This window comes from Streptococcus tangpeifui, assembly GCF_044503215.1.
GTDB lineage: Bacteria > Bacillota > Bacilli > Lactobacillales > Streptococcaceae > Streptococcus > Streptococcus tangpeifui.
Map to the genome: position 1 here is coordinate 584,668 of NZ_CP172427.1, position 23,335 is coordinate 608,002.

Genomic DNA, 23,335 nt, shown 5'->3' on the forward strand with positions numbered 1-23,335 from the left:
GAAAAAAATGTTTCTTTGAATCTTTAGTGATTCATCGTTAGGTTCCCTATTTTTCTTTGGAGCGCTTAACGGCTTTTGTGTCTTAGTGTAAGGAGGATTATCTATGCTACCCAAAAAGAAAAAAATCGAGTTAGCAGTCTTGGCTATCTATCTGCTCTGCTATGGTTTGCATCTCTTTGACTATTTTATTTTACGGACCGATCAAACCTTCTGGAACGAAGCCTTTGTGCACAAACTATTGGGAATCGTGGTCATCTATGCAGTCCTCAAATTTTTTCAGCTCACTTGGCAGGAGATAGGTTTTAGGCAAGAAGGTTTCCTCAAAAACACTTGGAATGGACTGCTTTTTGGCCTTGTCGTTTTTGTGCTGGCTTATGGTGCGGAAATCCTATTGCTTGTGAGCCAGGCTACATTTCAAGGATTGGATGTCTATGTCAGTGCCTATGCTGTGGATAAGAACGTTGGCAGAGAAACCGGTCTAATCTTCTTTCTCATCTGCTTTGTAGGAAATGTCATCAATGTCATCATGGAGGAAGGAGCCTTTCGCGGACTGTTTCAAAAACTTTTTGAGCAGAAATACAGCTTTATAACCTCAGCCGTCTGCTCCTCGACACTCTTTGGCCTGTGGCATTTAGTAGGGCCACTGCGCAGTTACTTAGATGGGGGCATGAATTTTTCAGGATTTACACTTAATGCGCTGATGCTGGTTGTCACCTCTGCCATAGTAGGATTTAAGTTTGCACTCATGACCAGACTGTCAGGAAGCCTTTATATGGCTATGTCCCACCATTTTACTAATAACTTTTTGATCAATATCATTCATACCCTATCTGATAGGGGGGCAGATGAACTTATGTTTGTCAGAGTCGCCATTGCACAAATCCTATCTTTTGTTCTGGTCTTGCTTTGGTATTTACTGACTGCAAAAAAGAGTAGAAAGGACGTTTCACAGTGAAAATTTTAGTGGTTGGTTTAGGTGTTATTGGGGCAACTCATGGCTATCTTTTTCAAAAGGCAGGTCATGAGGTCGAGCATTTGCTGCGGGATACAAGCCCTAAGCGAGGCATTAAATATTTATCCGTTGATTTATTGGATGGTCGGATAGACAGACAGGGGCAGGCTATCAAGGATACTTATCGGATTAATCCATGCAGTCAAAAGAAGTATGATTTTATTTTTGTCAGCGTGTCCAGAGGACAGGTTAAAAAAGTTATTGAAGACCTCGATCGTCTGGCTATTACGGGCAGTTTGGTTCTGGCCTGCGGTATCTGGGAGGATAGGACTAAGTTAGAGCGATGGCTGAGTCAGCGGGATTATTTGCTGGGGTACCCCGTTGCTGGTGGTAATTTGATTGGGAATCGTCTGGCCTGCTGTGTCTTTGATCACTTTATGCTGGAATCCGAGGAGAAGTCTAGGATATCTAATTATCAAGATCTGGTAAAACTCTTTAATAGCTGTCAGATTAAATTGGAATTTCCTTATGATATGTTGGAATGGATTTGGTTACACATGGCTATCAATGCCGGTGTTATCTCAGTAGCAGGCTGTTATGCAGATAGTGAAAATCCTAGTGCAGCTGCTGAAACTGTTATGAATTCTACTAGACTACTTTCTCAGGTGATTAAAAGTATTCGTGAAACAGCTCAGATAGTGGAGAATAGGGGAGTCGATCTTAGGCACTACCGCACTGAACTGCTGCCTTATCATTTACCAATTTGGCTTTCAGCACCGCTCATGAAACGCATGTTTGCTAAAAACCTCCTGAGCCGCAAAATCATGACCTTGCACAGTAATCTGCCAGACTTGCTCTTTATCTGTCAAAAACTCTATAAGTTGGGGCAAGAAAGGCAAGTCGAGGCCCCAAATTTTTATAGAGCCTTTCAAGTCTGTTTAGAGAAATGGTACAATTAAAAAACAGCTCTGAGCTAGTCTTGTTCAGAGCTGTTTATGTTTTTTGATTTCGATGCCTAGACCAATTAACCAAAGCAGGACAAAGGCGTAATTTTCCAAACTGCCGACTAGATTAGCAGTGGCTGATGGTTGTGCTAACCAACCGAGTAAGTGATTGCTGGCGAAACCAAGACCACCAATTATGGCAGAGATGGCACAGACTTTTGTAAAAAAGTAATCTTTTTTATAAAGAGCAGCTAGAAATATAGGGATCACAGCCAGATTCCAAAAAGAGATTTCTCTTTGCCAGTCAGGAGCAAGACCGAAATTAGTCTGAGAACCAAGAATCTCTGGTCTGAATAATTGCAAGAAACTGGCTCCCAGCATGGCCAGAATCATGAGGATAAAATTAAAACGAAGGAGTCTATTCATGGATTTTCCTTTCACTAAAAAGACCGTCAATCAAGCAGTTGATCATGATTTTGACTGCTCGGTCATAATGGCGGCCAAAATCACTAGAGCGACTGGCAGAAGATAGGATAATCTCAATGATTATAAGGAGATCTTCTAAGGGGACTGCTGCTGTTAATCGCAGATCCTGTAAGAGGTCTTTAATGGCTAGTTTATCTTTTTTCTGCAGGTCTTTTTGTAATTCAGGGGGCAGGCGGCGAATAGTTTTTTCAAATTCTGGTCCCGATAAATTTTGTAACCAAGGGTGAACTTTTAGTTCCTTGATAATCAGGAGGAGGATTTTCTTGAGCTTTTCTTTTTCGGTAATGTCTTTATTGGAAGTCATTCGCTGGGCTTTTTTAACCATCTTATCTTGGGTTTGGTTAATAAGGGTGACAAAAAGCATTTCCTTTGTCGGGAAAAAATGGTAAAAGGAGCCCTTGGCAATGCCAGCCTCTTGCACCAAATCGTCAATGGTGATTTTACTAGGCCGCTCTTTGTGTAATTGTCTTTCAAAAATAGTGATCAGTTTTTGTCGAATATGTTTTTGTTCTTCGGCTGAAAATTTCTTACCCATACTCTCTTATCCTTTTAAATTCTTTGTAATTTTATGACTAAATAATCAAAAATAGTCATATAGTATTTTAAAATAGTCTTCTGAAAATGTCAAGATGGCTTTAATTCCTTTCAACTGACCCACCAAAGCTGAAACGGATTTGTTATAATAGAAATAAGAAAGTTGAGGCGTAAAGCATGGCAGTTGATATCGAGCGCTATAAAGATCTGGCTCAGCAAAAGCAGAGGGAACACCGCAAGTTCTTGGCAGGCTTGAAGAAAAAGGCCCCTAAAAACTTAGATAAACTTGTCCAAGAGATCCACAGAGAGGTCTTCAATGAGATTGACTGTACCCAGTGTGCCAATTGCTGTCGGACTCTAGGTCCCCTCTTTACCGAGGCCGATATTCAGCGGATTTCCAAGGTTTTTCGGATGAAGCTGTCGGTTTTTGAGGAGACTTACCTGCGGATCGATGAGGATGGTGATAAGGTTTTTCAGTCTATGCCCTGTCCTTTCCTTGGTGAGGATAATCTCTGTTCCATTTATGAGATGAGGCCCAAGGCCTGTCGGGAGTTTCCCCACACTGATCGCAAGAAAATTTATCAAATTAATCATCTGACCATCAAGAATACCTTGATTTGTCCAGCTGCCTACCTTTTTGTGGAAAAACTTAGGAAGCGCTTGGGCTAGAAAAACCTGAAAAAATTGCAACAATCATCCCAGTATCGTTGGCCTTGCTAACGATGCTTTTTATGTGTCATTTTTCGAATCAATAAGTAAGGTACTTTTAGGCAAAGGGAGGTGTAATAATGCTCGTCGCTAAAGACAATGATGGCCACTTGGTTTCTCTTTTAGAAGGACAAATTGAGGTTGGGAAAGCCCCTTTTACCTGTCCAGGTTGCGGAGCCTTAGTTCGTTTGAAAAAGGGCAAGATTAGGCGACCTTATTTTGCCCACCTTTCCCTGAAGAGCTGTCAATTTTTTTGGGAAAATGAGGGTCAAGAACATTTGGGGCTCAAGTCTGAACTCTATCGCTCCTTGAAACCAGTCTGTCAGGTGCGGATTGAAGTGGTTCTGCCAGATTTACAGCAGGTGGCTGATCTCTTGGTTGAGGATAACTTGGCCTTAGAAGTTCAATGTTCGACTTTATCGAGAGAGCGTTTGAAGGAACGAACTCATGCCTATCGCTCTTATGGATTTCAAGTGCGTTGGCTTTTGGGCAAAAAGCTCTGGCTGAGAAAGTCTCTGACGGCCCTGCAAAAAGATTTCCTCTATTTTTCAGCTAATATAGGCTTTCATCTCTGGGAGCTAGATTTGGCAAAACGCTGTTTACGCCTAAAGTACCTGATTTATGAGGACTGGCATGGGCATGTTCACTATTTGATTAAAGAGTGTCCTTTTTCTGAGAACTGTTTGGACTTTCTGCGCCAGCCTTACGTCAGGCAGCCTCTAGCTTCCTATAAGGTCAAGATGGATCAGCAACTTCTTGGCTACATTCAGCGCCAGCTCTACAGCAGAAATCCTAGGTGGTTGAAGCGTCAAGCTCAAGCTTATGAACGTGGGGATAATTTACTAGCCAAATCGCTAGCAGACTACTATCCGCAAGTTCGACCTCCTAAGGGGCCTTTCTGCCAAATGAAACGAGATTTGACGACTTTTGAGAACAATTTTCTGGCCTACTATCAGACTGCTCATAATCAGACTGTACAAGTGCTTTATCCACCAGCTTTTTATGATAAAATAGAAGGAAAATCTATGAAGGGAAATTTTGAAAAGGTGCAGGTGAAGAACTAGCTTCTTCAGCGTCAATTCAAAAGTAAAGGCTTATGACCAATAATCGTGCTCATATTGATAAAAAATATAAATGGGATTTGACTAGCGTTTTTGCAACCGATCAGGCATGGGAGGCTGAATACCAATCGTTAGAAAAGGCGGTAGTCGAAGCAAAGGATTTGGCTGGACAGCTTGGTCAGTCTGCGACTAAGCTCCTGCAGGTAACGCAAATCTATCTGGACTTGGCTCGCCGGCTGGAGAAGGTCTATGTTTATGCTTCCATGAAAAATGATCAGGATACAAGAGTCGCCGCCTATCAAGCAATGGCTTCGAAAGCGACAACACTTTATGCTAAGTATGGTGAGGCTTTCGCCTTTTTTGAGCCTGAAGTTCTAACCATGGGGGAAGAAAAGTTTGCAAATTATCTGCAAGAAGATGCCAAGCTAAATCTTTATCAGCACTTCTTCCAGCAAATTTTTTCCCAAAAGGCTCACGTCTTAGCACCAGATCAAGAGGAACTCTTAGCTCAGGCTCAGGAAGTCCTAGGAGCAGCCGGTGAGACTTACGAAATTTTGGATAATGCTGACCTGGCTTTTCCAAGTGTCCTTGACGAAGCTGGTAAAGAAGTCGAGTTGACTCACAGCAACTTTATCACCTTGATGGAATCTCAAAATAGAGAGGTTCGCAAGTCTGCCTATCGAGCTTACTATAGTATTTATCAGCAATTCCAGCACACCTATGCCAAGACCTTGGCGACAACGGTCAAGAGTCATAATTTAACTGCGAGGATTCGCCATTATGATTCTGCCCGTCAGGCTGCTATGGCTGACAACCATATTCCAGAGGCTGTTTATGAGACCCTGCTTGCAACAGTTCATAAATATCTTCCCTTATTGCAACGTTACATACGTCTGCGGCAGGAAGTTTTAGGGATAGCAGATTTAAAAATGTATGATGTCTATACGCCCCTGTCCAAGCTGGACATGTCCATTACTTATGAAGAAGCTCAGGCCAAAGCTTTGGAGGTTTTGGCAATCTATGGGTCAGACTACACTGAGCGGGTAAAAGAAGCTCTGTCTCAGCGGTGGATTGATGTTCAGGCCAACAAGGGCAAACGTTCGGGAGCCTATTCAGGTGGTTCTTACGATACCAAAGCTTTTATGCTACTCAACTGGCAGGACACGCTGGACAACCTCTATACCTTGGTTCATGAGATGGGGCATAGTATGCATTCGACTTTTACCCGTGAGAATCAGCCCTATGTCTATGGGGATTATTCAATTTTCTTGGCTGAGATTGCCTCGACTACTAATGAAAATATTATGACCGAGACTCTGCTCAAGGAAGCGAAGACTGACAAGGAGCGTTTTGCTATTCTTAATCATTATTTGGATAGTTTCAAGGGGACGGTCTTTCGTCAAACTCAGTTTGCAGAATTTGAAGAGAAGATTCATCAGGCAGACGCCCAAGGTCAAGTCTTAACGAGTCAGTATTTAAATGAGCTCTATGCGGACCTCAATCAAACTTATTATGGCCTAGCCAAGGAAGGTAATCCTGAGATTCAATATGAATGGGCACGTATTCCTCATTTTTACTATAATTACTATGTCTATCAGTATGCGACAGGTTTTGCAGCTGCTAGTTATCTGGCTGAAAAAATTATCCATGGTTCTCAAGAGGATAGGGAGAGTTATCTGAACTATCTTAAGGCCGGAAGTTCTGCCGATCCTCTGGAAGTCATTGCCAAGGCAGGGGTGGACATGACTCAGGCGGATTACTTAGAGTCTGCTTTCCAGACTTTTGCCAAACGTCTGGATGAATTTGATTGCCTAGTCAAAAAGAATAGGCTTAAGGAGTTAAGTTAAAAAAGACAATTTCTCAGAAAAAGGCTATCATGACTAAGGAGGGAGAGCTGATTTTATTTGGCTCTCTTTTGAGCTTGAAAAAAGTTTTCTTCTTGCTTTTTAAAAACGTTTACATGCATTGCTGCCTGATTTTTGGGGGAATTCGTGCTATAATAATAAGGTTGAAAACTTATAGAAATAATCGAGGAAAACATGACTAAACTTAGAGAAGATATTCGTAATGTTGCTATCATTGCCCACGTTGACCATGGGAAAACAACCTTGGTAGATGAACTCTTAAAACAATCTCATACATTGGATGAACGTAAAGAGTTGCAAGAGCGAGCGATGGACTCTAACGATTTGGAAAAAGAACGTGGAATTACCATCCTAGCCAAGAATACTGCCGTTGCTTACAATGGTACGCGAATCAACATCATGGACACACCAGGGCACGCCGATTTTGGTGGTGAAGTGGAACGGATCATGAAGATGGTTGATGGGGTTGTCTTGGTTGTAGATGCCTATGAAGGAACCATGCCGCAAACGCGTTTTGTATTAAAGAAAGCGTTGGAACAAAATCTGATTCCAATTGTTGTGGTTAACAAGATTGATAAGCCAGCAGCCCGTCCAGCAGAAGTTGTTGATGAAGTGTTGGAGCTCTTCATTGAACTTGGTGCCGATGATGAACAGTTGGATTTCCCAGTCGTCTATGCCTCAGCAATCAATGGGACCTCATCTATGTCAGATGATCCAGCTGATCAAGCGCACACGATGGAACCAGTCTTTGATACCATCATTGATCATATTCCAGCACCAGTTGATAATTCTGATGAACCTTTGCAATTCCAAGTCTCTCTTTTGGATTACAATGATTTTGTTGGCCGCATTGGTATTGGACGTGTTTTCCGCGGTAAAATTAAGGTTGGTGACCAAGTTACCCTGTCTAAATTGGATGGGACAACTAAAAATTTCCGTGTTACTAAGCTCTTTGGTTTCTTCGGTCTTGAACGTCGGGAAATTGACGAGGCTAAGGCTGGTGATTTGATTGCCGTTTCTGGTATGGAAGATATCTTCGTCGGTGAAACCATCACACCAACCAATGCTGTTGAACCTCTGCCAATTCTTCACATTGATGAGCCAACCTTACAAATGACCTTCTTGGCTAACAATTCACCGTTTGCTGGCCGTGAAGGTAAATGGGTAACCTCACGTAAGGTTGAAGAACGTCTCCTGTCTGAATTGCAGACTGACGTTTCTCTTCGGGTTGACCCGACAGATTCTCCTGATAAATGGATTGTTTCTGGACGTGGGGAATTGCATTTGTCTATCCTGATTGAAACCATGCGTCGTGAAGGCTATGAATTGCAAGTCTCACGTCCTGAAGTTATCATCAAAGAAATTGATGGTGTTAAGTGTGAACCATTTGAGCGAGTACAAATTGATACTCCTGAAGAATATCAGGGAGCTATTATCCAGTCCCTCTCAGAACGTAAGGGCGATATGCTGGATATGCAAATGGTCGGCAATGGACAAACGCGTTTGGTCTTCCTGATTCCGGCTCGCGGTCTGATTGGCTACTCAACAGAGTTCCTTTCTATGACGCGTGGCTACGGTATCATGAACCATACCTTTGATCAATACTTACCGGTTGTTCCTGGTGAGATTTCCGGTCGCCACCGCGGTGCCTTGGTTTCTATTGATAATGGTAAGGCAACGACCTACTCCATTATGCGAATTGAAGAACGCGGGACTATCTTTGTTAATCCAGGTACCGAAGTTTATGAAGGGATGATTGTTGGGGAAAATGCCCGTGATAATGATCTTGGTGTTAATATCACAACGGCTAAACAGATGACCAATGTTCGTTCAGCAACTAAGGATCAAACAGCAGTTATCAAGACTCCTCGAATTTTGACCTTGGAAGAGTCGCTGGAATTCCTCAACGACGATGAATATATGGAAGTTACGCCAGAATCGATCCGTTTGCGGAAACAAATTCTAAACAAGGCAGCCCGTGACAAGGCTAACAAGAAGAAAAAAACTGCAGCAGCTGAGTAAGGAATGAGAGAGCAGTCGCACATTTCAGTTGTTCGATGCTTCCTTGTACTTAGATGCTTAGCTATACTGGGATGGGGGCTAAACTATTAAAATTAGTGTTACCAGCTCATCACTGCGTTAGGAGGTACCGGCAATGTTTTATCTATTTGTTGCAATCTTGATTGCCATTTATTATTTCTTTGCGGCTCCTAAGACCGTAAAAAATACGATGAATATGATTTCAACCATGGGAATTGTTGCGGTCCTGATTGTCATGTCTATTCTCGGTTTTGTCAAACTGATTCAATCCCCCCCAGAAGTTTTTGTAGCCCTAGCTATGGTAGGATTGGCTTATTTCAGCCTCCGGGATGTTGTTGGTCTGTCTACTCGGCCCAACAAGCATCACAAACTTTGGGTTGGTTTTAAAAATTATATTGTCAATCATTTTAAGTCATGATAAAGAGAACGGGCAAAAGCTCGTCCAGTATCTTTGTTTTGGAATAAACTCTTGGTGCAGTGGCTGGTTTTCCTTTTGCCATGAGGACAAAGCGGAAAAACTAAGCGAATAAGATGAGCATCGTTCATCTTATTTCCAACCTTAAAAGGCCTGTGGAACCTTTTGAGCTGTGCGGGTGTGGAGTGAAAAGGTCTGGGAAGAGACCGTTTCAGGTTACCGCAAAGAAATTAGGAAGTGGTGAGAACCAAAATTTTCAATTTTTTGGTTGTTCCCACTCCCTTTTTTAGAGCCCTAAATAAACAGTTAGTCAAGGACAAATAAGTCTGCTTTGAAGGGAAAAGTCGAGAGGTCTTGTCTGTGGTGCTAGGCTTGAAAAACCACTCAATTAAAGGTAAAATAAAGAGAACTATACTAGTTGGAAGTGGGCTTATTATGAAAGCAGTTAAAGACTTTGAGAACAAGAAGGTGCTGGTTTTGGGATTGGCGCGTTCAGGCGAAGCAGCAGCGCGTCTTTTAGCAAAATTAGGAGCCATTGTAACGGTCAATGATGGCAAGCCTTTTGAAGAAAATCCTTCGGCTCAGGCTCTCTTGGAAGAAGGGATCAAGGTTATCTGTGGCCACCATCCCTTGGAACTTTTGGACGAAGATTTCGCCTATATGATTAAAAATCCCGGAATTCGCTACGACAATCCTATGGTGGCAAAGGCTCTGGGAAAAGGTATTCCTGTCTATACTGAAGTTGAATTGGCCTATCGGATTTCTGAGAGCCCAATTATTGGGATTACTGGTTCTAATGGGAAAACGACAACAACAACCATGATTGCGAATGTCCTTAATGCAGCTGGTCAGTCGGCTCTCCTGTCTGGAAATATTGGTTTTCCAGCTTCAGAAGTGGCTATGACAGCAACTGATAAGGATACTTTGGTGATGGAGTTATCGTCCTTCCAATTGATGGGAGTTGAGAGGTTTCACCCTCACATGGCAGTTATCACCAATCTTATGCCAACTCATATTGACTACCATGGAACATTTGAAGACTATGTGGTAGCTAAGTGGCACCTGCAAGATCAGATGACGGCTGATGACTATCTGATTCTTAATTTTAATCAAGATTTGGCTAAGGAGCTGGCTTCTAAGACACAAGCAACCGTCCTGCCATTTTCAACTCAGGAAGAAGTCGATGGTGCTTATCTCAAGGATGGTTACCTCTGCTTTAAAGGTGAGCAAGTCATGGCCGCAGATACTATTGGTGTACCTGGCAGTCACAATATTGAAAATGCCTTGGCAGCTATTGCGGTTGCTAAGTTATCAGGTGTAGATAATGCTGTCATCGCTCAAACTTTGTCCAGTTTCAGTGGAGTCAAGCATCGTCTGCAATTTTTGGGACAGGTAAAGGGCGTTTCCTTCTACAATGATTCTAAGTCAACCAATATTCTTGCTACTCAAAAAGCTTTGTCTGGCTTTGATAATAACAAGGTCATCTTGATTGCCGGTGGTTTGGATCGCGGAAATGAATTTGATGAGCTAATACCAGATATTGTCGGCTTGAAAAAAATGATTATCATCGGTCAATCTGCCCCTCGTGTCAAGCGAGCTGCAGATAAAGCGGGCGTTCCTTATTTGGATGCTGAGGATGTCAAAGATGCTGCAAGCATTGCCTTTAAAGAAGCGGCTCCTGATGATGTGATTCTCCTGAGCCCAGCCAATGCTTCTTGGGATATGTATAAGAGTTTTGAGGTGCGTGGAGATGACTTTATCGCTGCCTTTGAAAGCCTAAAGGGAGAGTGAGCATGGCTAAAAAAATCGTCTTTACCGGTGGTGGAACTGTCGGCCATGTTACTCTCAATTTGATTCTGATTCCCAAATTTTTGAAAGATGGCTGGGAAGTTCACTATATTGGTGATAAGCATGGCATCGAACACCAACAATTGCTCCAGTCGGACCTAGATGTTAAATTTCATAGTATTGCGACAGGGAAATTACGGCGTTACTTTTCTTTTCAGAACCTGTTAGATCTCTTCAAGGTTGGTTGGGGTGTCCTGCAGTCTTTGGCTATCATTGCCAGAATTAGGCCGCAAGCATTGTTTTCTAAGGGAGGTTTTGTCTCGGTTCCGCCTGTTGTAGCCGCTAAACTTTTGCGCGTTCCTGTCTTCGTCCATGAATCAGACCTGTCTATGGGGCTGGCTAATCGGATTGCCTACAAGTTTGCGACCAAGATGTTCACTACCTTTGAGCAAGGGCAGGGCTTGAGCAAGGCTCAGCACGTAGGAGCTATTACTAAGGTGAATCAGACCGACCAAACTACTCCTGATTCTGAGCAAATTAAGAAAATTAAAGCAGCCTTTGATTCCAATCTGAAAACTCTCCTCTTTATTGGTGGGTCTGCTGGGGCCAAGGTCTTTAACGATTTCATCACCAACAATCCTGACTTGACTGAGTCTTACAATGTCATCAATATTTCCGGTGATAAGAGCCTAAATGGTTTGCAGTCTCACCTCTATCGGGTTGATTATGTGACTGATCTCTACCAACCTTTGATGGATTTGGCGGATGTTGTAGTGACAAGAGGAGGCTCAAATACGATTTTTGAGCTTCTGGCTATGCAAAAACTCCATATCATTGTCCCTCTTGGTAAGGAGGCCAGTCGGGGAGATCAGTTAGAAAACGCAGCCTACTTTGAAAAAAAGGGCTATTCAACTCAGCTGCTAGAGCCTGACTTGACATTAAAAAATCTTGAAGCAAAGCTAAAGCAACTTTTATCCGCTAAAAAAAGCTATCTATCTGCTATGGCAGATACGACAGAACTTAAATCGCCAGAAGAGTTTTATCAGCTATTAAGCATGGCTATCTCTCAAGGATCATCGAAAAGCTAGCAGTTGTTTGTTTTTGTCGAAAAGGGGGAAATCTTGGCTAAAAAATCAAAAGATGAAAAAAATCAAAAGCAAGAGCAAGCTCCTCTGACTGAGTGGCAAAAACGCAATCTTGACTTTTTGAAACAGAAGGAAGAAAAGAAGAAGGAGCAAGAAAAGCTCAAGAAGGAGTTGGCCGATAAGAATCGAGCTCGTTTCACAGGCCAATCTTCGTTTTCTAAAGAAGATAATGAAAGCAATGGCAAGGGAAAAAAGCAGAAGTCTCAGGCTGGTTCTAAGAAAAAGTCTAAACCTGCTAAAAAGGCTTCAGTAAAGCCTTTGCCTAAAAAGCCCAAGCCTAAGTCAACTAAGTTCAAACGACGTCTGACCAGTGTACTTGTCCCTGCATTTTTAGGGCTTCTCTTGGCACTCTATATGATGACTCCGCTTAGCAAGATTAAACAGGTAACGGTTGAAGGGGTTAATCAAACCGATAGTCAGTCGGTCTTGAAGGCTTCTGGTTTAAAGGATAGCGACTATACCTTAGCTACTATCTTTAATCGTTCTCGGTTAGCCCAGTCGATTGCTAAAAATGATGTTTGGGTCAAATCTGCCACGGTTGATTATCAATTTCCCTTTACTTTCTCGATTAAGGTCAAGGAATACAGTATCGTTGCCTATGCTCAGACAGATCAGGGGTATGTCCCAATCCTAGAGAGTGGGACTCGTCTCAACAGTGTTGAAGCAACGGCTTTGCCTGATGCGTTTACGACTATAAATCTTGAAAATGGTAAGTACTTGTCCAGTTTGATTAGAAAACTGACCAAGATGGATAAATCTTTGATTTCTGAAATTAAGGTCATTACCTTGGCAGATTCTAAGACAACACCTGATCTCCTCAATTTGGAAATGCAGGATGGAAATACAGTGCGCGTGCCTCTGTCTCAAATTGATAAAAAGCTTCCTTACTATGATAAAATTAAGGATAGCTTGAAGGACAACCATATTATTGATATGGAGGTTGGTATCTTTGCGACCAATAATGAAGGCGAACAAGAAGATACTGGAAATTCTGATGGCGACAATCCTGATCAAGCTCCAGAAGAATCGCAGTCAGATGATTCGGGCGATCAAAACCCAGATCAGAATGCAACGGAATCTTCTTCAGAGACCGATGGCTCTGAGCAAGCTAACAATGATCAAACAGCAAATCCTCAGTGAGTTGCTGTTTTTTATCTCTTCTTTGGGAATTGCTGCTAATTTTTTAAAGGTATCAGTGGGATTGGCCTGCTGATGTTTTCTAGCTAGAATTGTCTTTCTTTTGAAATAAATCTTAAATTATCATTAAGATTGCTTTGCAAAGGTTCTAAAAACATGCTAGAATAATGATAATTGTTATTGACGGTTTAGTTATACTTTTTGAAAATCAAAACTATACATCGTTGACTTCTGCTTGCTGTACATCGGTACTGCCTGCGCTTCGTCGCCTTGTCTATTTTTGATTTTCTTTGAGTATTAGTTCTAAATGATAAAAAGCTAGTAGATATTACTGATGTATCCCTATCTTGTTTGAAGAAAGTATTTAGACTAGCTCTCTAACAAAAAAATAAGGAGATTTCCTCATATGGCAACCAAAGAAGAATGGGTAAACCTATTTGAATCCACTAAAGGTCGAAAACCAACAGCTGCTGAATATGCGCAGGCGATGAGAAACGATTTTGATATTAGCGAGTTTGCTCCGAGACAAGCTCAACAAACACCAGTTCAAGAACCAGCTACGAGTCAAGCGGATGCTCGAGAAGACTGGATGAAATTATTTGAATCAGTTTCTGGTCGAAAACCAACAGCTGCTGAATTTATGCAGGCTAAAGCAACCGGCTTTGATAAAGCTCAAATGGCTAGTATCCTTAACCCTGCTCCTGTTAGCAGTTCAGTGGCTGAAACAACTCAAACAAGTGCTGAATCTGAGAGTTTGACTTCTGAAGCTAGTCCAGAGATAACAAATTCAGCTGGTCAAGCAGACCAACCAGTCCGAGAGGCAGCGCCTTTGGTTCAGCCAGCAGAGTCAGTTGTTCAGCAGGGGGCACCTGTCCAGCCTGTTCAGGGACCAGCGAATCCAACTCAAGAGCCTGTTGAACCAGCAAATTCAGCCTTTAATCCAGCTGGTCAAATGCCAGACTCTGGTCTGTCTGCCTCAGCTCAACAAGTGTCAAGCCCAACATCAATTCAGACTGGTTTTCAACCGACTGCTTCAGCTATGCCGCAAGGACAGATGACAGGAGTGGCTCCGGCTAAGTCTAGCAACTTTCTGAGCCTAATTTTACCAATTATTTCCTTGACTCTGTCAGTGCTCTTTATGATTTTATCTTTCCTACTGGCAGCTCCCCTATTCTTAGGTTTATCGGTGCTTGGTTTAATCGGCGCTGCCGTCCTGATTATCCTGAATCTTAAAGGCAAGCCAGTCCTTTCGATTGTTGCGACTGGTGTTGCTCTGCTGGCTCTCATTGTTACTAGTGTTGCCACTTTTGCTTCTGTGTCGCATAAAACTACAGACACTAGTTCAGCTTCAATCAGTAAAAAAGATGGTAAGGTCAAAGATGACAGTACAGATGTCAATGACTATATTGATAAAGATTATAAATTTGAATGGAAGCAGGATGACTTCAAGGACTTGGAGGCCAAATCAGACTCGGTTTCTGATGTTATTGAGAAACATGGTAAGGCTTCTGACGCACAAATTTCGGGTGATCGTCTGACTTTGACTTATAAGGACAGCAAAGCTGGAAGCAACAATAGTGTCACGGTGATTTTTGAAAAGCAATACAATGGCAAGTTCGTTCTTTCAAGCGGAAATGCGAATTTTAATGCTGATGATATTGATTCGAGCAGGGATTATAAATCTGACTGGAAAAAAGAAGACTATGATGCATTGAAAGAAGGCGACAGTGAAACGGGTGCCGGCGGTAGCAGTTGGAATGATATTAAGAATAAGCATCCAAAAGTTTCTTCAGCCTATTATAATCTGTCTTTCTATGGTGACGAAGATATCAGCTATGGTTTGTCAGTCACTTACTCAGATTATGGTACTGATGATTCTCATTTGACCTATGTAGGTTTAACCTTTAAATCAGACGATGGCGGAAAAACTTATAACTTGTCTTCTAAGTATAGTGACAAGGATAACTAATGTAAGAGAGCTATAAAAAAGGGCTGGGCGAAAACTCGTCCAGTCTTCCTGTTTTGTAATAAACTTTTGGCGCAGTTGTTGGAGGGTAAGACTTACTAGCTATGCCAAGAAGTCTTACTCCTGCACAGTTCATTAGAGAGTGGGACAGTTGATTAGGATGGTCGCTAACACTTGCGGAGTAGTTAAACAGTCCAGTGGACTGTTTAAGGGGATGCCTGAAAATGGGGCTGCACCCCAAGATAAGGACTCCCAACCACTGCGCCAAACTGTTATTACTGTAAAAATAGAAGGCTGGAATATTTTTTCCTAGCCTCGATGAACCACTGCTGGCTAGTTTTCCTTTTGCCACAAGGCTAAAGCAGAAAATCTAAACGAATGTGATGGCCATCGTTCATCTTATTTCCAACCTCAAAAGGCCCCCAGCCCTTTTTAATCGGGAAATGAAGCTTGCAAAGCAAGTGTTAAAAACGGTCTGAGGGGAGACCATTTCAGGTCATCACCTAAAAACTAGGATGTGGTGAGAACCAAAATTTTCAATTCTTGGGGTGTTCCCACTCTTTTTGATTGTTAGGCTAAGTCTCAGAGTAAGTTTTAGAAACTGTATAGCTGGCATTTAGGTTGAGAATCCTACATGAAATTAACGGAATTTCGCCTCAGGCGACGTTCTGTTTTTGTTTACAAGAAAAACAGTTTCATAAGGGGGGCAGCTAAGCAGTTCCCCCGAAAAATGTGTACAGAAGGTACGAGACTTTAGGTCTTGCCATGGGAGCTTGAGTTGCTTTCACTTTCATTTTTAGCTATAATGAAAGGGTTGCAGAGTATTTTGGCTTGTGTCTAGCTGAAATTAGCTCTGCTAGATTTAGATTGAACATGATAAGATTGGAAAACAATGACTTTACAAGACGAGATTAAGAAACGGCGCACTTTTGCTATCATCTCTCACCCAGATGCTGGAAAAACAACGATTACAGAGCAGTTGCTTTATTTTGGGGGTGAAATTCGTGAGGCTGGTACTGTCAAGGGGAAAAAAACTGGGACTTTTGCCAAGTCAGATTGGATGGATATTGAGAAACAGCGTGGGATTTCTGTAACATCCTCGGTTATGCAGTTTGACTATGCTGGCAAGCGTGTCAACATCCTAGATACACCGGGGCACGAAGATTTCTCTGAAGATACCTATCGGACCCTGATGGCTGTTGATGCAGCAGTCATGGTAGTCGATTCTGCTAAGGGGATTGAGGCGCAGACCAAGAAACTTTTTGAGGTCGTAAAGCATCGTGGTATCCCCGTTTTTACTTTTATCAATAAGTTGGATCGTGATGGGCGAGAACCCTTAGACCTCTTGGAAGAATTAGAGGATGTCCTAGGTATCGCTAGCTATCCTATGAATTGGCCAATCGGTATGGGACGATCCTTTGAGGGGCTCTATGATATTCATAATCAGCGTCTGGAGCTCTACAAGGGTGATGAGCGCTTTGCTGAAATTTTAGATGGAGATACCCTCTTTGCCAGCAATCCCTTCTACGAACAAGCTAAGGAAGATATCGAGCTTCTGACTGAGGCGGGTAATGAATTTTCAGAAGAGGCCATTTTGGCGGGTGAGCTGACCCCTGTCTTCTTCGGCTCCGCTTTAACAAACTTTGGGGTACAAACCTTTCTAGATACCTTCTTGAAGTTTGCCCCAGAACCTCATGGTCACCGAACGACAGATAATCGTATGATTGATCCACTGGATAAGGATTTCTCTGGTTTTGTTTTTAAAATTCAGGCCAATATGGATCCTCGTCATCGCGACCGTATTGCTTTTGTTCGCATCGTTTCTGGTGAGTTTGAGAAAGGTATGTCAGTCAACTTAACGCGGACGGGTAAGGGGGCTAAATTGTCCAATGTTACTCAATTTATGGCGGAATCGCGGGAAAATGTAGAAAATGCTGTTGCTGGTGATATTATTGGCGTTTACGATACGGGAACTTATCAAGTTGGTGATACTCTTACCGTCGGCAAGAATAAGTTCGAATTTGAGCCGCTACCAACCTTTACCCCAGAACTCTTCATGAAGGTTTCAGCCAAGAATGTCATGAAGCAGAAGTCCTTCCATAAAGGAATTGAGCAGCTGGTACAAGAAGGAGCCATTCAGCTCTATACCAACTACCAAACTGGCGAATATATGCTGGGAGCTGTCGGTCAACTACAATTTGAAGTTTTTAAGCATCGTATGGAAAGTGAATACAATGCTGAAGTTGTCATGACCCCGATGGGCAGCAAAACTGTGCGATGGATTAAGCCTGACGACTTGGATGAGCGTATGTCGTCCAGCCGTAATATTCTCGCTAAGGATCGTTTCGATCAACCCGTTTTCCTTTTTGAAAACGACTTCGCTCTGCGTTGGTTTGCAGACAAGTACCCCGATGTGGAGTTGGAAGCCAAGATGTGAGAGGCCCAACCGCCTAAGTTTTGAAGAACTTGGTGGCGAATGGTGAGCTCATTCACTGACTTCGCCAAAGTAGTATTATTGGCTGCTTTGGCTCTATGTCATGATTGAAATCTGGAATTGAGTACGATGGTGCTTTGCCTATTCCCCTCACTCATTTAAAAGAGATGGCCATTTGACCATCTCTTTTTCATGTCATAATGCCCTAAAATTTAAAGGAGAAATTGAGTCCGGGACAAAAATCCATATCCGTTAGCATTATTTCTAGATTTACCAGATCGACGCAGTGGTTGATTGGCGGTCCTTATCCCTTTCGTAGCAAGGGATAGCGACTAACCTAATCAACTGTGCGGAGGTGGGTGAAATGCTCCAGTGAACTTTGGCAGTCTGGGGATAGACTGCCAAAGCCTGCCACCTAAAGATAAGAAAGTGGCAGAGACCTGAGCCTTAAAATGGGAGAGCGAAGAAAATCAAAGTTGTGATTTTATCACGATTTACTGATTTTTTATACGTAATCTTCAGAGATTACAATGCTTTGTGGGTGAGGGCTAAGCTATCATGGCTGTTTGTCCCACTCTCAATTTTTGTGTTCTAACTGAAATATTTCTACGTAAGTTCTGATGAATGTAATAGTCTGCGACAAGTACTGTAGGTACTTTGTTTACTTATTTTACTGACTTCATAAGGACAGTATGGTATATTGGGAATCTTTTTCCTTACTGTATGAAAAAGATTTCTAAGAATGGAATGAGCTTTTAAAAACATAACGGCGATCATCAAGAGGTCTCACTATTTCTTTTAGTGGGATAATTGTCGATAAAAGCTGCACCTTGGCTCGCAAAGTTCAAACCTTGCTAGCGCGGTCCTTCCCTCGATACGCCTGTTTTTTGAATGTTGAGTCTATCCAGGTGGGCTGAGCTGGCCTTTTTACTGCTCTCTTGATTGGTTTGTGCCAAGTTAGGAAGAGTGAGGATTTTCTTAGTAGTATCGCTGATTAGGTAAGCTTGAGCGGAGCCATTTCGATTACCATGATGGCCCGTCCTAGATCGTTGGCTAGGCTAGGCAAGAAAACACTATAAGCATCATGAGGATCACTGGTAATGCAATCAAGAGGTGCCTTTTCTGGTAGAAAGGCAGCTTCTTCCATGCCTAAGGCCTGATTTTTCCTTCTTTCTTTTTATGAAAGAAGTGTTAATGCAGGAATGTGATTTCAGTATGGTCAAAGCGGGTCTTGATAAATCTGTTAGAAGTCAGAATTTTTATAGGCATATTGAAAATAGCTCAAACAAAACTTAAATCAGACTTAAAAATTGTTTGATAGCGCAAAATGTGCTAAAATGACAGGGATTACAAGGAGGAATGATATTATGTCATTGGAAAAACATCAACGTTACAGTTTTCGTAAATTGAAATTTGGCTTAGCATCTGTTGCGGTTGCTGCCTTTTTATCAGGAACAGCTGGTTTAGCTCAAGCTGATGAAACAAGTGCTGATGAGCAAGAGAATAATAACCAAATTGCTGCACAAACAGGTAACGATCAGGACAATCAAGTTCAAACTGATACTGAGCAGAGTAGTTCTAGCCAGACTGCTGTTGCTCCAACTGAAGTCAATAATCAGCAAGAAGCCGTCACGCCGACAAGTACCAGCGAAACTAGTATGGTTGCTCAGCCTGCTACCGAATCAGTAGCGAATCCCGATGCGGCAACGACGACGTTAAATCTAGACCAAGGGAGTGAGACTGCCAGCTTTGAGGCTAATCTAGCTGATTCTAAGATTGCGACCGGGACTGGTGCTCAGGCTGATAAGCTTGATGCCGCCTTGGCTAAAAGAGCCGTCACAGCTGATGTTAAATACAAGAATACTTTTGTTGATGATGGACAGGGCAACTGGTACTATCTTGATAATAATGGTAACAATGTGACTGGCCGTCAAGATATCAACGGTCAAAGGCTCTATTTCGCTCAAGATGGGAAGCAGGTCAAAGGTCAAGAGGCTACCATTGATGGTAAGGTCTATTATTTTGATAGGGATAGTGGTGAGCTGTGGATCAACCGTTTCCGCCAAGCAGATGATCAACAAGGTTGGTTCTATTATGGTTCTGACGGTGCTCGTGTTGTTGGGAGCCAAGAAATCGGTGGCCAAAAGCTGTACTTTGATCCAACTACTGGCAAGCAGGCTAAGGGACGTTTGGTCACTGATAGTGATGGGAAGATTCGCTATTATGATCAAGATAGTGGCAATCTTTGGACCGACCGTTTTGCTCAAATTGATGGCAGATGGTATTATTTTGGTTCTGACGGAGCTGCCGCCACAGGTACTCAAACGATTAATGGACAAGATCTCTATTTCAATGCTGATGGTAGCCAAGTTAAAGGCGGTCTCGTTCAAGTTGATGGCAAAACTCATTATTATGATGAAAATTCAGGCCAAATGCTTAGAAATACTAGTCTGTTGATTGATGGTGTAACCTATAGATTTGATAATAATGGCGATGGTCAGGCTCAAGATAAGATTCAGGTTGTCAAAACCAGTATTGTGGTTGATAGCTATGAATTTGGCCCTGCTGTTTCTAAAATCATCTTACAATTTGATCATAAGGTAACCCCATCGGTTATTCATAATGGTGCCAGTGTTATGACCGCAGGTGTAGCTCGTCAAGTCTTGAATTCTTATGTTTCAGATGCGACTGGTCATGTGGTCTATTTCGACAGCAGCAATTATGTAACACTGGAATTGAACATCCCTTATGATAGTAATGATACCAGCAAGAATGCTTCTCCATTTAATTTTGATATGGCTACTTTTTCTAACCAGTGGGCTAGTGCCTATAATGTTAAAGTAGATGGCTTGTCTGTTCAATATGATGGTTCTGTTTATCATCAAAATCTTACTTCGGAACAAAATGCTATTGCTAACCGAGTGATTCCTGAGACAGAACGTTTCTCAGAACGTGCTACTTATGGCGATTTTCATTACGCAGCCTATACGCCGGAAAACGCCAAGGCTGGTGAAAAGAATCCATTGATTATCTGGCTGCATGGTATTGGTGAAGTTGGTACAGATGTTGATATTCCGATTCTTGCCAGCAACGCTGTCAACTTGACAGAAGATCCGATTCAAAGTCATTTCACTTCAACTGGCAAGGGTACCCAAAAAGGCGCTTATGTCATGGTATTGCAGAGCCCAACGTCTTGGGAAAAAGCAGATAAGACTCAAGTCATGGCCGCTATTCGCTCTTATGTTGCTGCCCATCCAGATATTGATAGTAATCGTATTTATTTGGCCGGTGCCTCAAATGGCGGCGGAATGACTTGGGCTTTAGCTGCTGCTTATCCTAATTACTTTGCTGCTCTAGTTCCGATTTCTGCACCGTATGATGTTATTTTGACTAACAATAATAATAATATTAAGGTGGATGTGCAAGCTGCTTTAAGGAATCAACCAATGTGGCTGATTTCTTCTAAGGCAGATGCAACTCTTGATGTTGACAATCATGTCTTGCCGTTCTATAAAGATATGTTGCAGGCTGGCGGGCAAAATAAATGGCTGTCTTACTTTGAAACCAATGTTGGTGAGTTTGCTAATCATCCAACTTACAATGGACACTGGTCATGGGTTTACTTTATGAACGACCAAGTTACCGGTGTGCAAAATGCTACTAATGCTGAAAATTGGGCAGGTTTGACCGGTATGGTACCAACCAATGCTACCCGCGGCGGTGATGCTCAGGCGGTCTATAAGGGCAAAAAATATGCTAATATCTTTGACTGGATGAATGCTCAAAATAAAAAGAATCGTAAAGCCTAATCAAGGAGAACACGGGCATAAATGCAAGTGGGACAGATGTTCATGAGCGATACGCTCTACTCACAGGTTCTGTCGTCTCTGAGATGACAGACAAAGGCTAGTAACAAATAAAAAGCGAGCAAAGTTAGATTTCTAATGACGAAAATTCTAATTTTGTTCGCTTTTTGGTTTTCTATATGAAGAAACATGAATCAATGGCAAAGATTTTTAACTCCCATTATCCCAATCATGTTTTGAGCTCAAGAGTCTGTAAACTCGATTTTTAAGAGACGGATTACTCTGTCAAAATACGAATCCTGAGGATCGATTTCTTTTTGGTTCGTTTTAAAATCAGTCAGTTTATCGGTAATGATCCCATTGACTGGGCTGTGTAAGAAACGGAATAAGAGACTATCATCATTGACGGTCCAAACATAGAGATCCTTTTTTTGTTGATAGGCAGACAGGGCCGCTACATTATTATAAGAGAATTCTTCAATAGCGTAAAAATCAACCTTGTGGGGCGGAAGTGGTCCAAACTGGAGAGAAACCAGATAGCCGGTATCAGCTTGGGGTAGCTTTCTTTCAATCGCTTCGATGACTGGCAGTTTCATGGACATAATCTTGTTGCCTTGAACGGCTTTTAGATCCTTAAGCTTCTTAAGAAATATATCAACATAGTTGGCTGGCTCATGTCCATAGGGTTTTAATTCGATAGCAATTTTCTGATGACAAGCCTGAGCGGCCTTCATAAATTCATCTAGTGAAGCAATATGATCGCTGTGGCCATTCTGGTAAGTTTTAAGTTTAATTACTTGGGCTAAAGTTAAATCAGAAATATTTTTATCTAAACCAGTCAGACGTTTGAGGTTATTGTCGTGACTGACGACGAATTGCTGATCTTTGGTCATGACAACATCCATCTCTGAATAATCTGCTCCAGCCTTGTGGGCGGCCTGCATAGCTGTAATAGAATTTTCGACACCGTGGGTATCATCTCCCCGATGGGCGATTAGGAGAGCCTGAGAATGGTGTGGCAGGAGGTAGAGGCTGAGGCCGTTGGAAATTAAGCAGGTTAAAAGTGTTAGTGGAATCAGGAGCCGAGTCCAGTGAGGAAAGCCCCAAACTGGTCTGTCTTCGGATCGGTAGGAAAGGTGTAACTGATACTTTTTATGCTTTAAGAGATGACTAGTTAGGAGGATAATCAGAACATATTTTAGTTCCAAAATAGTTCCAAAATTGAGGAATCGCACCAGATTGTCGAAGCTTGTCTGAAGTAGGAGGTTGTTACCTGCTTGATCTAGCTGGTCAAAAAGCAGGGCGGCCCCACTATAGATAAGGGTGAGGCCAAGTCCTGTAGATAGGCTGTAACAGCCAAAGAAGGCTAAGACTTTGATCTGAGTTCCTCTGGTTAGCTGCCAAGAGTCTCGCAAAACCTGACTGGGTTTGCGGTTGTTGATGGTATAGAGGGGGATAAAATAAATAAAACGGAGGTTGAAATAGACAATTAGGATCAGACCAGTCAGATAACTAAATTTTCCTAAGCTGGATTTTACTAATGGATCTGAAATGACATTAGGAATATTAAAGTGAGAAAGCAGACCGAATTTCAAGCCATAGACGGCCAGAGGCACCATGAGGGTAAGATAAAAAAGAAAGACTAGGAGCTGGCAGCTACAAAGCTCTCGCCATTTTTGAGGCAGATCTTTAATAATTTGACGAATAGAAAGAGGCTGGTAGGTCCTGGCAACAGTAATGGTTAAAATGGCAAATTCTAGGTAGATGGTTCCTGCTAAGACTAAGAGGTAGAGGCAGAAAAAGAGTAAAGCTAGCGGATGATGGCGGATAGCCGACCAACTATCAGGCGTCAAGTTGATGAGACCGGCAAAGCCGACCACTCTATTAAAGAGGAAGGAGAGCAGTCCCTTGGCCAAGTAGGCTAAGCCAATTTGCAAAATAATAGCTGTCAGTAGATAGGTCCATAGATGCTGCCACAAATTTTTCCAAGTCTCTTTTAAGAGGGCTCTAAACGATACTATCATGAGATTCCTTTCGTCAGAATAATTTAGTGC

The 23,335-nt window shown here is 42.3% G+C and carries 16 protein-coding genes and 2 pseudogenes; 14 read left to right on the forward strand and 4 right to left on the reverse strand.

The annotated features are described in order from the left end of the window. The first annotated feature begins 103 nt into the window (after positions 1-103). Positions 104-955, forward strand: a complete 852-nt coding sequence (locus ACFSN5_RS02875; protein ID WP_165329172.1) for a CPBP family intramembrane glutamic endopeptidase — start codon at positions 104-106, stop codon at positions 953-955. Further along, on the forward strand, positions 952-1,911 hold the full coding sequence (locus ACFSN5_RS02880) for a ketopantoate reductase family protein (protein WP_165329171.1): 960 nt from the start codon (positions 952-954) through the stop codon (positions 1,909-1,911). Before ACFSN5_RS02875 ends, ACFSN5_RS02880 begins: the two co-directional genes overlap by 4 nt. A 24-nt stretch (positions 1,912-1,935) precedes the next feature. On the opposite strand, the gene ACFSN5_RS02885 is transcribed toward ACFSN5_RS02880, so the two are convergent. Both ACFSN5_RS02885 and ACFSN5_RS02890 read right to left on the reverse strand, forming a co-directional pair. Next, a complete protein-coding gene (locus tag ACFSN5_RS02885; protein WP_165209313.1) occupies positions 1,936-2,322 on the reverse strand; it encodes a hypothetical protein in 387 nt (128 codons plus the stop codon). After that, complete coding sequence (locus ACFSN5_RS02890; RefSeq protein ID WP_165329170.1) at positions 2,315-2,917, reverse strand: TetR/AcrR family transcriptional regulator; 603 nt, start codon at positions 2,915-2,917, stop codon at positions 2,315-2,317. The genes ACFSN5_RS02885 and ACFSN5_RS02890 overlap by 8 nt, the downstream gene beginning before the upstream one ends. 176 nt (positions 2,918-3,093) lie before the next feature. Here ACFSN5_RS02890 and ACFSN5_RS02895 point away from each other — a divergent pair, with 176 nt between their 5' ends. The 10 genes from ACFSN5_RS02895 to ACFSN5_RS02940 all read left to right on the forward strand — a co-directional run bounded on the left by ACFSN5_RS02895 (position 3,094) and on the right by ACFSN5_RS02940 (position 17,478). Then, a complete protein-coding gene (locus ACFSN5_RS02895) occupies positions 3,094-3,585 on the forward strand; it encodes a YkgJ family cysteine cluster protein (protein ID WP_165329169.1) in 492 nt (163 codons plus the stop codon). A 119-nt stretch (positions 3,586-3,704) separates the two neighbouring features. Then, a complete protein-coding gene (locus ACFSN5_RS02900; RefSeq protein ID WP_165329168.1) occupies positions 3,705-4,688 on the forward strand; it encodes a competence protein CoiA in 984 nt (327 codons plus the stop codon). A 32-nt stretch (positions 4,689-4,720) separates the two neighbouring features. Further along, positions 4,721-6,532 (forward strand): oligoendopeptidase F, encoded by a 1,812-nt coding sequence (gene pepF, locus ACFSN5_RS02905; RefSeq protein WP_165329167.1) that lies wholly within the window; start codon positions 4,721-4,723, stop codon positions 6,530-6,532. A gap of 192 nt (positions 6,533-6,724) precedes the next feature. After that, entirely contained in the window at positions 6,725-8,572 is a 1,848-nt protein-coding gene (gene typA, locus ACFSN5_RS02910; RefSeq protein WP_165329166.1) for a translational GTPase TypA, read from the forward strand. A 133-nt stretch (positions 8,573-8,705) separates the two neighbouring features. Next, on the forward strand, positions 8,706-9,008 hold the full coding sequence (locus ACFSN5_RS02915) for a DUF3165 family protein (protein ID WP_004229369.1): 303 nt from the start codon (positions 8,706-8,708) through the stop codon (positions 9,006-9,008). 432 nt (positions 9,009-9,440) lie between these two features. After that, a complete protein-coding gene (murD, locus tag ACFSN5_RS02920) occupies positions 9,441-10,796 on the forward strand; it encodes a UDP-N-acetylmuramoyl-L-alanine--D-glutamate ligase (protein ID WP_165209331.1) in 1,356 nt (451 codons plus the stop codon). A gap of 2 nt (positions 10,797-10,798) precedes the next feature. Beyond that, on the forward strand, positions 10,799-11,881 hold the full coding sequence (locus tag ACFSN5_RS02925; protein WP_165209334.1) for a UDP-N-acetylglucosamine--N-acetylmuramyl-(pentapeptide) pyrophosphoryl-undecaprenol N-acetylglucosamine transferase: 1,083 nt from the start codon (positions 10,799-10,801) through the stop codon (positions 11,879-11,881). A 33-nt stretch (positions 11,882-11,914) separates the two neighbouring features. Beyond that, positions 11,915-13,078, forward strand: a complete 1,164-nt coding sequence (locus ACFSN5_RS02930; protein WP_165209337.1) for a cell division protein FtsQ/DivIB — start codon at positions 11,915-11,917, stop codon at positions 13,076-13,078. Between the two features lie 586 nt (positions 13,079-13,664). Next, entirely contained in the window at positions 13,665-15,044 is a 1,380-nt protein-coding gene (locus tag ACFSN5_RS02935) for a hypothetical protein (RefSeq protein WP_398601168.1), read from the forward strand. Between the two features lie 889 nt (positions 15,045-15,933). Next, positions 15,934-17,478 carry a peptide chain release factor 3 gene (locus tag ACFSN5_RS02940; protein WP_165209343.1) on the forward strand — a complete coding sequence of 515 codons (1,545 nt, stop codon included), beginning with the start codon at positions 15,934-15,936 and terminating at the stop codon, positions 17,476-17,478. 991 nt (positions 17,479-18,469) lie between these two features. On the opposite strand, the gene ACFSN5_RS02945 is transcribed toward ACFSN5_RS02940, so the two are convergent. Further along, positions 18,470-18,622 (reverse strand): hypothetical protein, encoded by a 153-nt coding sequence (locus tag ACFSN5_RS02945; RefSeq protein WP_165209346.1) that lies wholly within the window; start codon positions 18,620-18,622, stop codon positions 18,470-18,472. 220 nt (positions 18,623-18,842) lie between these two features. Between ACFSN5_RS02945 and ACFSN5_RS02950 the strand changes: the two are divergent. Both ACFSN5_RS02950 and ACFSN5_RS02955 read left to right on the forward strand, forming a co-directional pair. Beyond that, a pseudogene (locus tag ACFSN5_RS02950) lies at positions 18,843-18,975 on the forward strand (YSIRK-type signal peptide-containing protein); the annotation flags it as partial. Positions 18,976-19,208: 233 nt separating this feature from the next. Then, a pseudogene (locus ACFSN5_RS02955) lies at positions 19,209-21,284 on the forward strand (prolyl oligopeptidase family serine peptidase); the annotation flags it as partial. A 239-nt stretch (positions 21,285-21,523) separates the two neighbouring features. Here ACFSN5_RS02955 and ACFSN5_RS02960 read toward each other — a convergent pair. Then, complete coding sequence (locus ACFSN5_RS02960) at positions 21,524-23,305, reverse strand: glycerophosphoryl diester phosphodiesterase membrane domain-containing protein (protein ID WP_165209367.1); 1,782 nt, start codon at positions 23,303-23,305, stop codon at positions 21,524-21,526. Positions 23,306-23,335 lie beyond the last annotated feature (30 nt).

Excerpts from the sequence above, each read along its gene's own strand:
- ACFSN5_RS02875 (WP_165329172.1), top strand. The coding sequence starts at position 104 with ATGCTACCCAAAAAGAAAAAAATCGAGTTAGCAGTCTTGGCTATCTAT.
- ACFSN5_RS02885 (WP_165209313.1), bottom strand. The coding sequence starts at position 2,322 with ATGAATAGACTCCTTCGTTTTAATTTTATCCTCATGATTCTGGCCATG.
- ACFSN5_RS02890 (WP_165329170.1), bottom strand. The coding sequence starts at position 2,917 with ATGGGTAAGAAATTTTCAGCCGAAGAACAAAAACATATTCGACAAAAA.
- ACFSN5_RS02895 (WP_165329169.1), top strand. The coding sequence starts at position 3,094 with ATGGCAGTTGATATCGAGCGCTATAAAGATCTGGCTCAGCAAAAGCAG.
- ACFSN5_RS02900 (WP_165329168.1), top strand. The coding sequence starts at position 3,705 with ATGCTCGTCGCTAAAGACAATGATGGCCACTTGGTTTCTCTTTTAGAA.
- pepF (WP_165329167.1), top strand. The coding sequence starts at position 4,721 with ATGACCAATAATCGTGCTCATATTGATAAAAAATATAAATGGGATTTG.
- typA (WP_165329166.1), top strand. The coding sequence starts at position 6,725 with ATGACTAAACTTAGAGAAGATATTCGTAATGTTGCTATCATTGCCCAC.
- ACFSN5_RS02915 (WP_004229369.1), top strand. The coding sequence starts at position 8,706 with ATGTTTTATCTATTTGTTGCAATCTTGATTGCCATTTATTATTTCTTT.
- murD (WP_165209331.1), top strand. The coding sequence starts at position 9,441 with ATGAAAGCAGTTAAAGACTTTGAGAACAAGAAGGTGCTGGTTTTGGGA.
- ACFSN5_RS02925 (WP_165209334.1), top strand. The coding sequence starts at position 10,799 with ATGGCTAAAAAAATCGTCTTTACCGGTGGTGGAACTGTCGGCCATGTT.
- ACFSN5_RS02935 (WP_398601168.1), top strand. The coding sequence starts at position 13,665 with ATGAAATTATTTGAATCAGTTTCTGGTCGAAAACCAACAGCTGCTGAA.
- ACFSN5_RS02940 (WP_165209343.1), top strand. The coding sequence starts at position 15,934 with ATGACTTTACAAGACGAGATTAAGAAACGGCGCACTTTTGCTATCATC.
- ACFSN5_RS02945 (WP_165209346.1), bottom strand. The coding sequence starts at position 18,622 with ATGGAAGAAGCTGCCTTTCTACCAGAAAAGGCACCTCTTGATTGCATT.
- ACFSN5_RS02960 (WP_165209367.1), bottom strand. The coding sequence starts at position 23,305 with ATGATAGTATCGTTTAGAGCCCTCTTAAAAGAGACTTGGAAAAATTTG.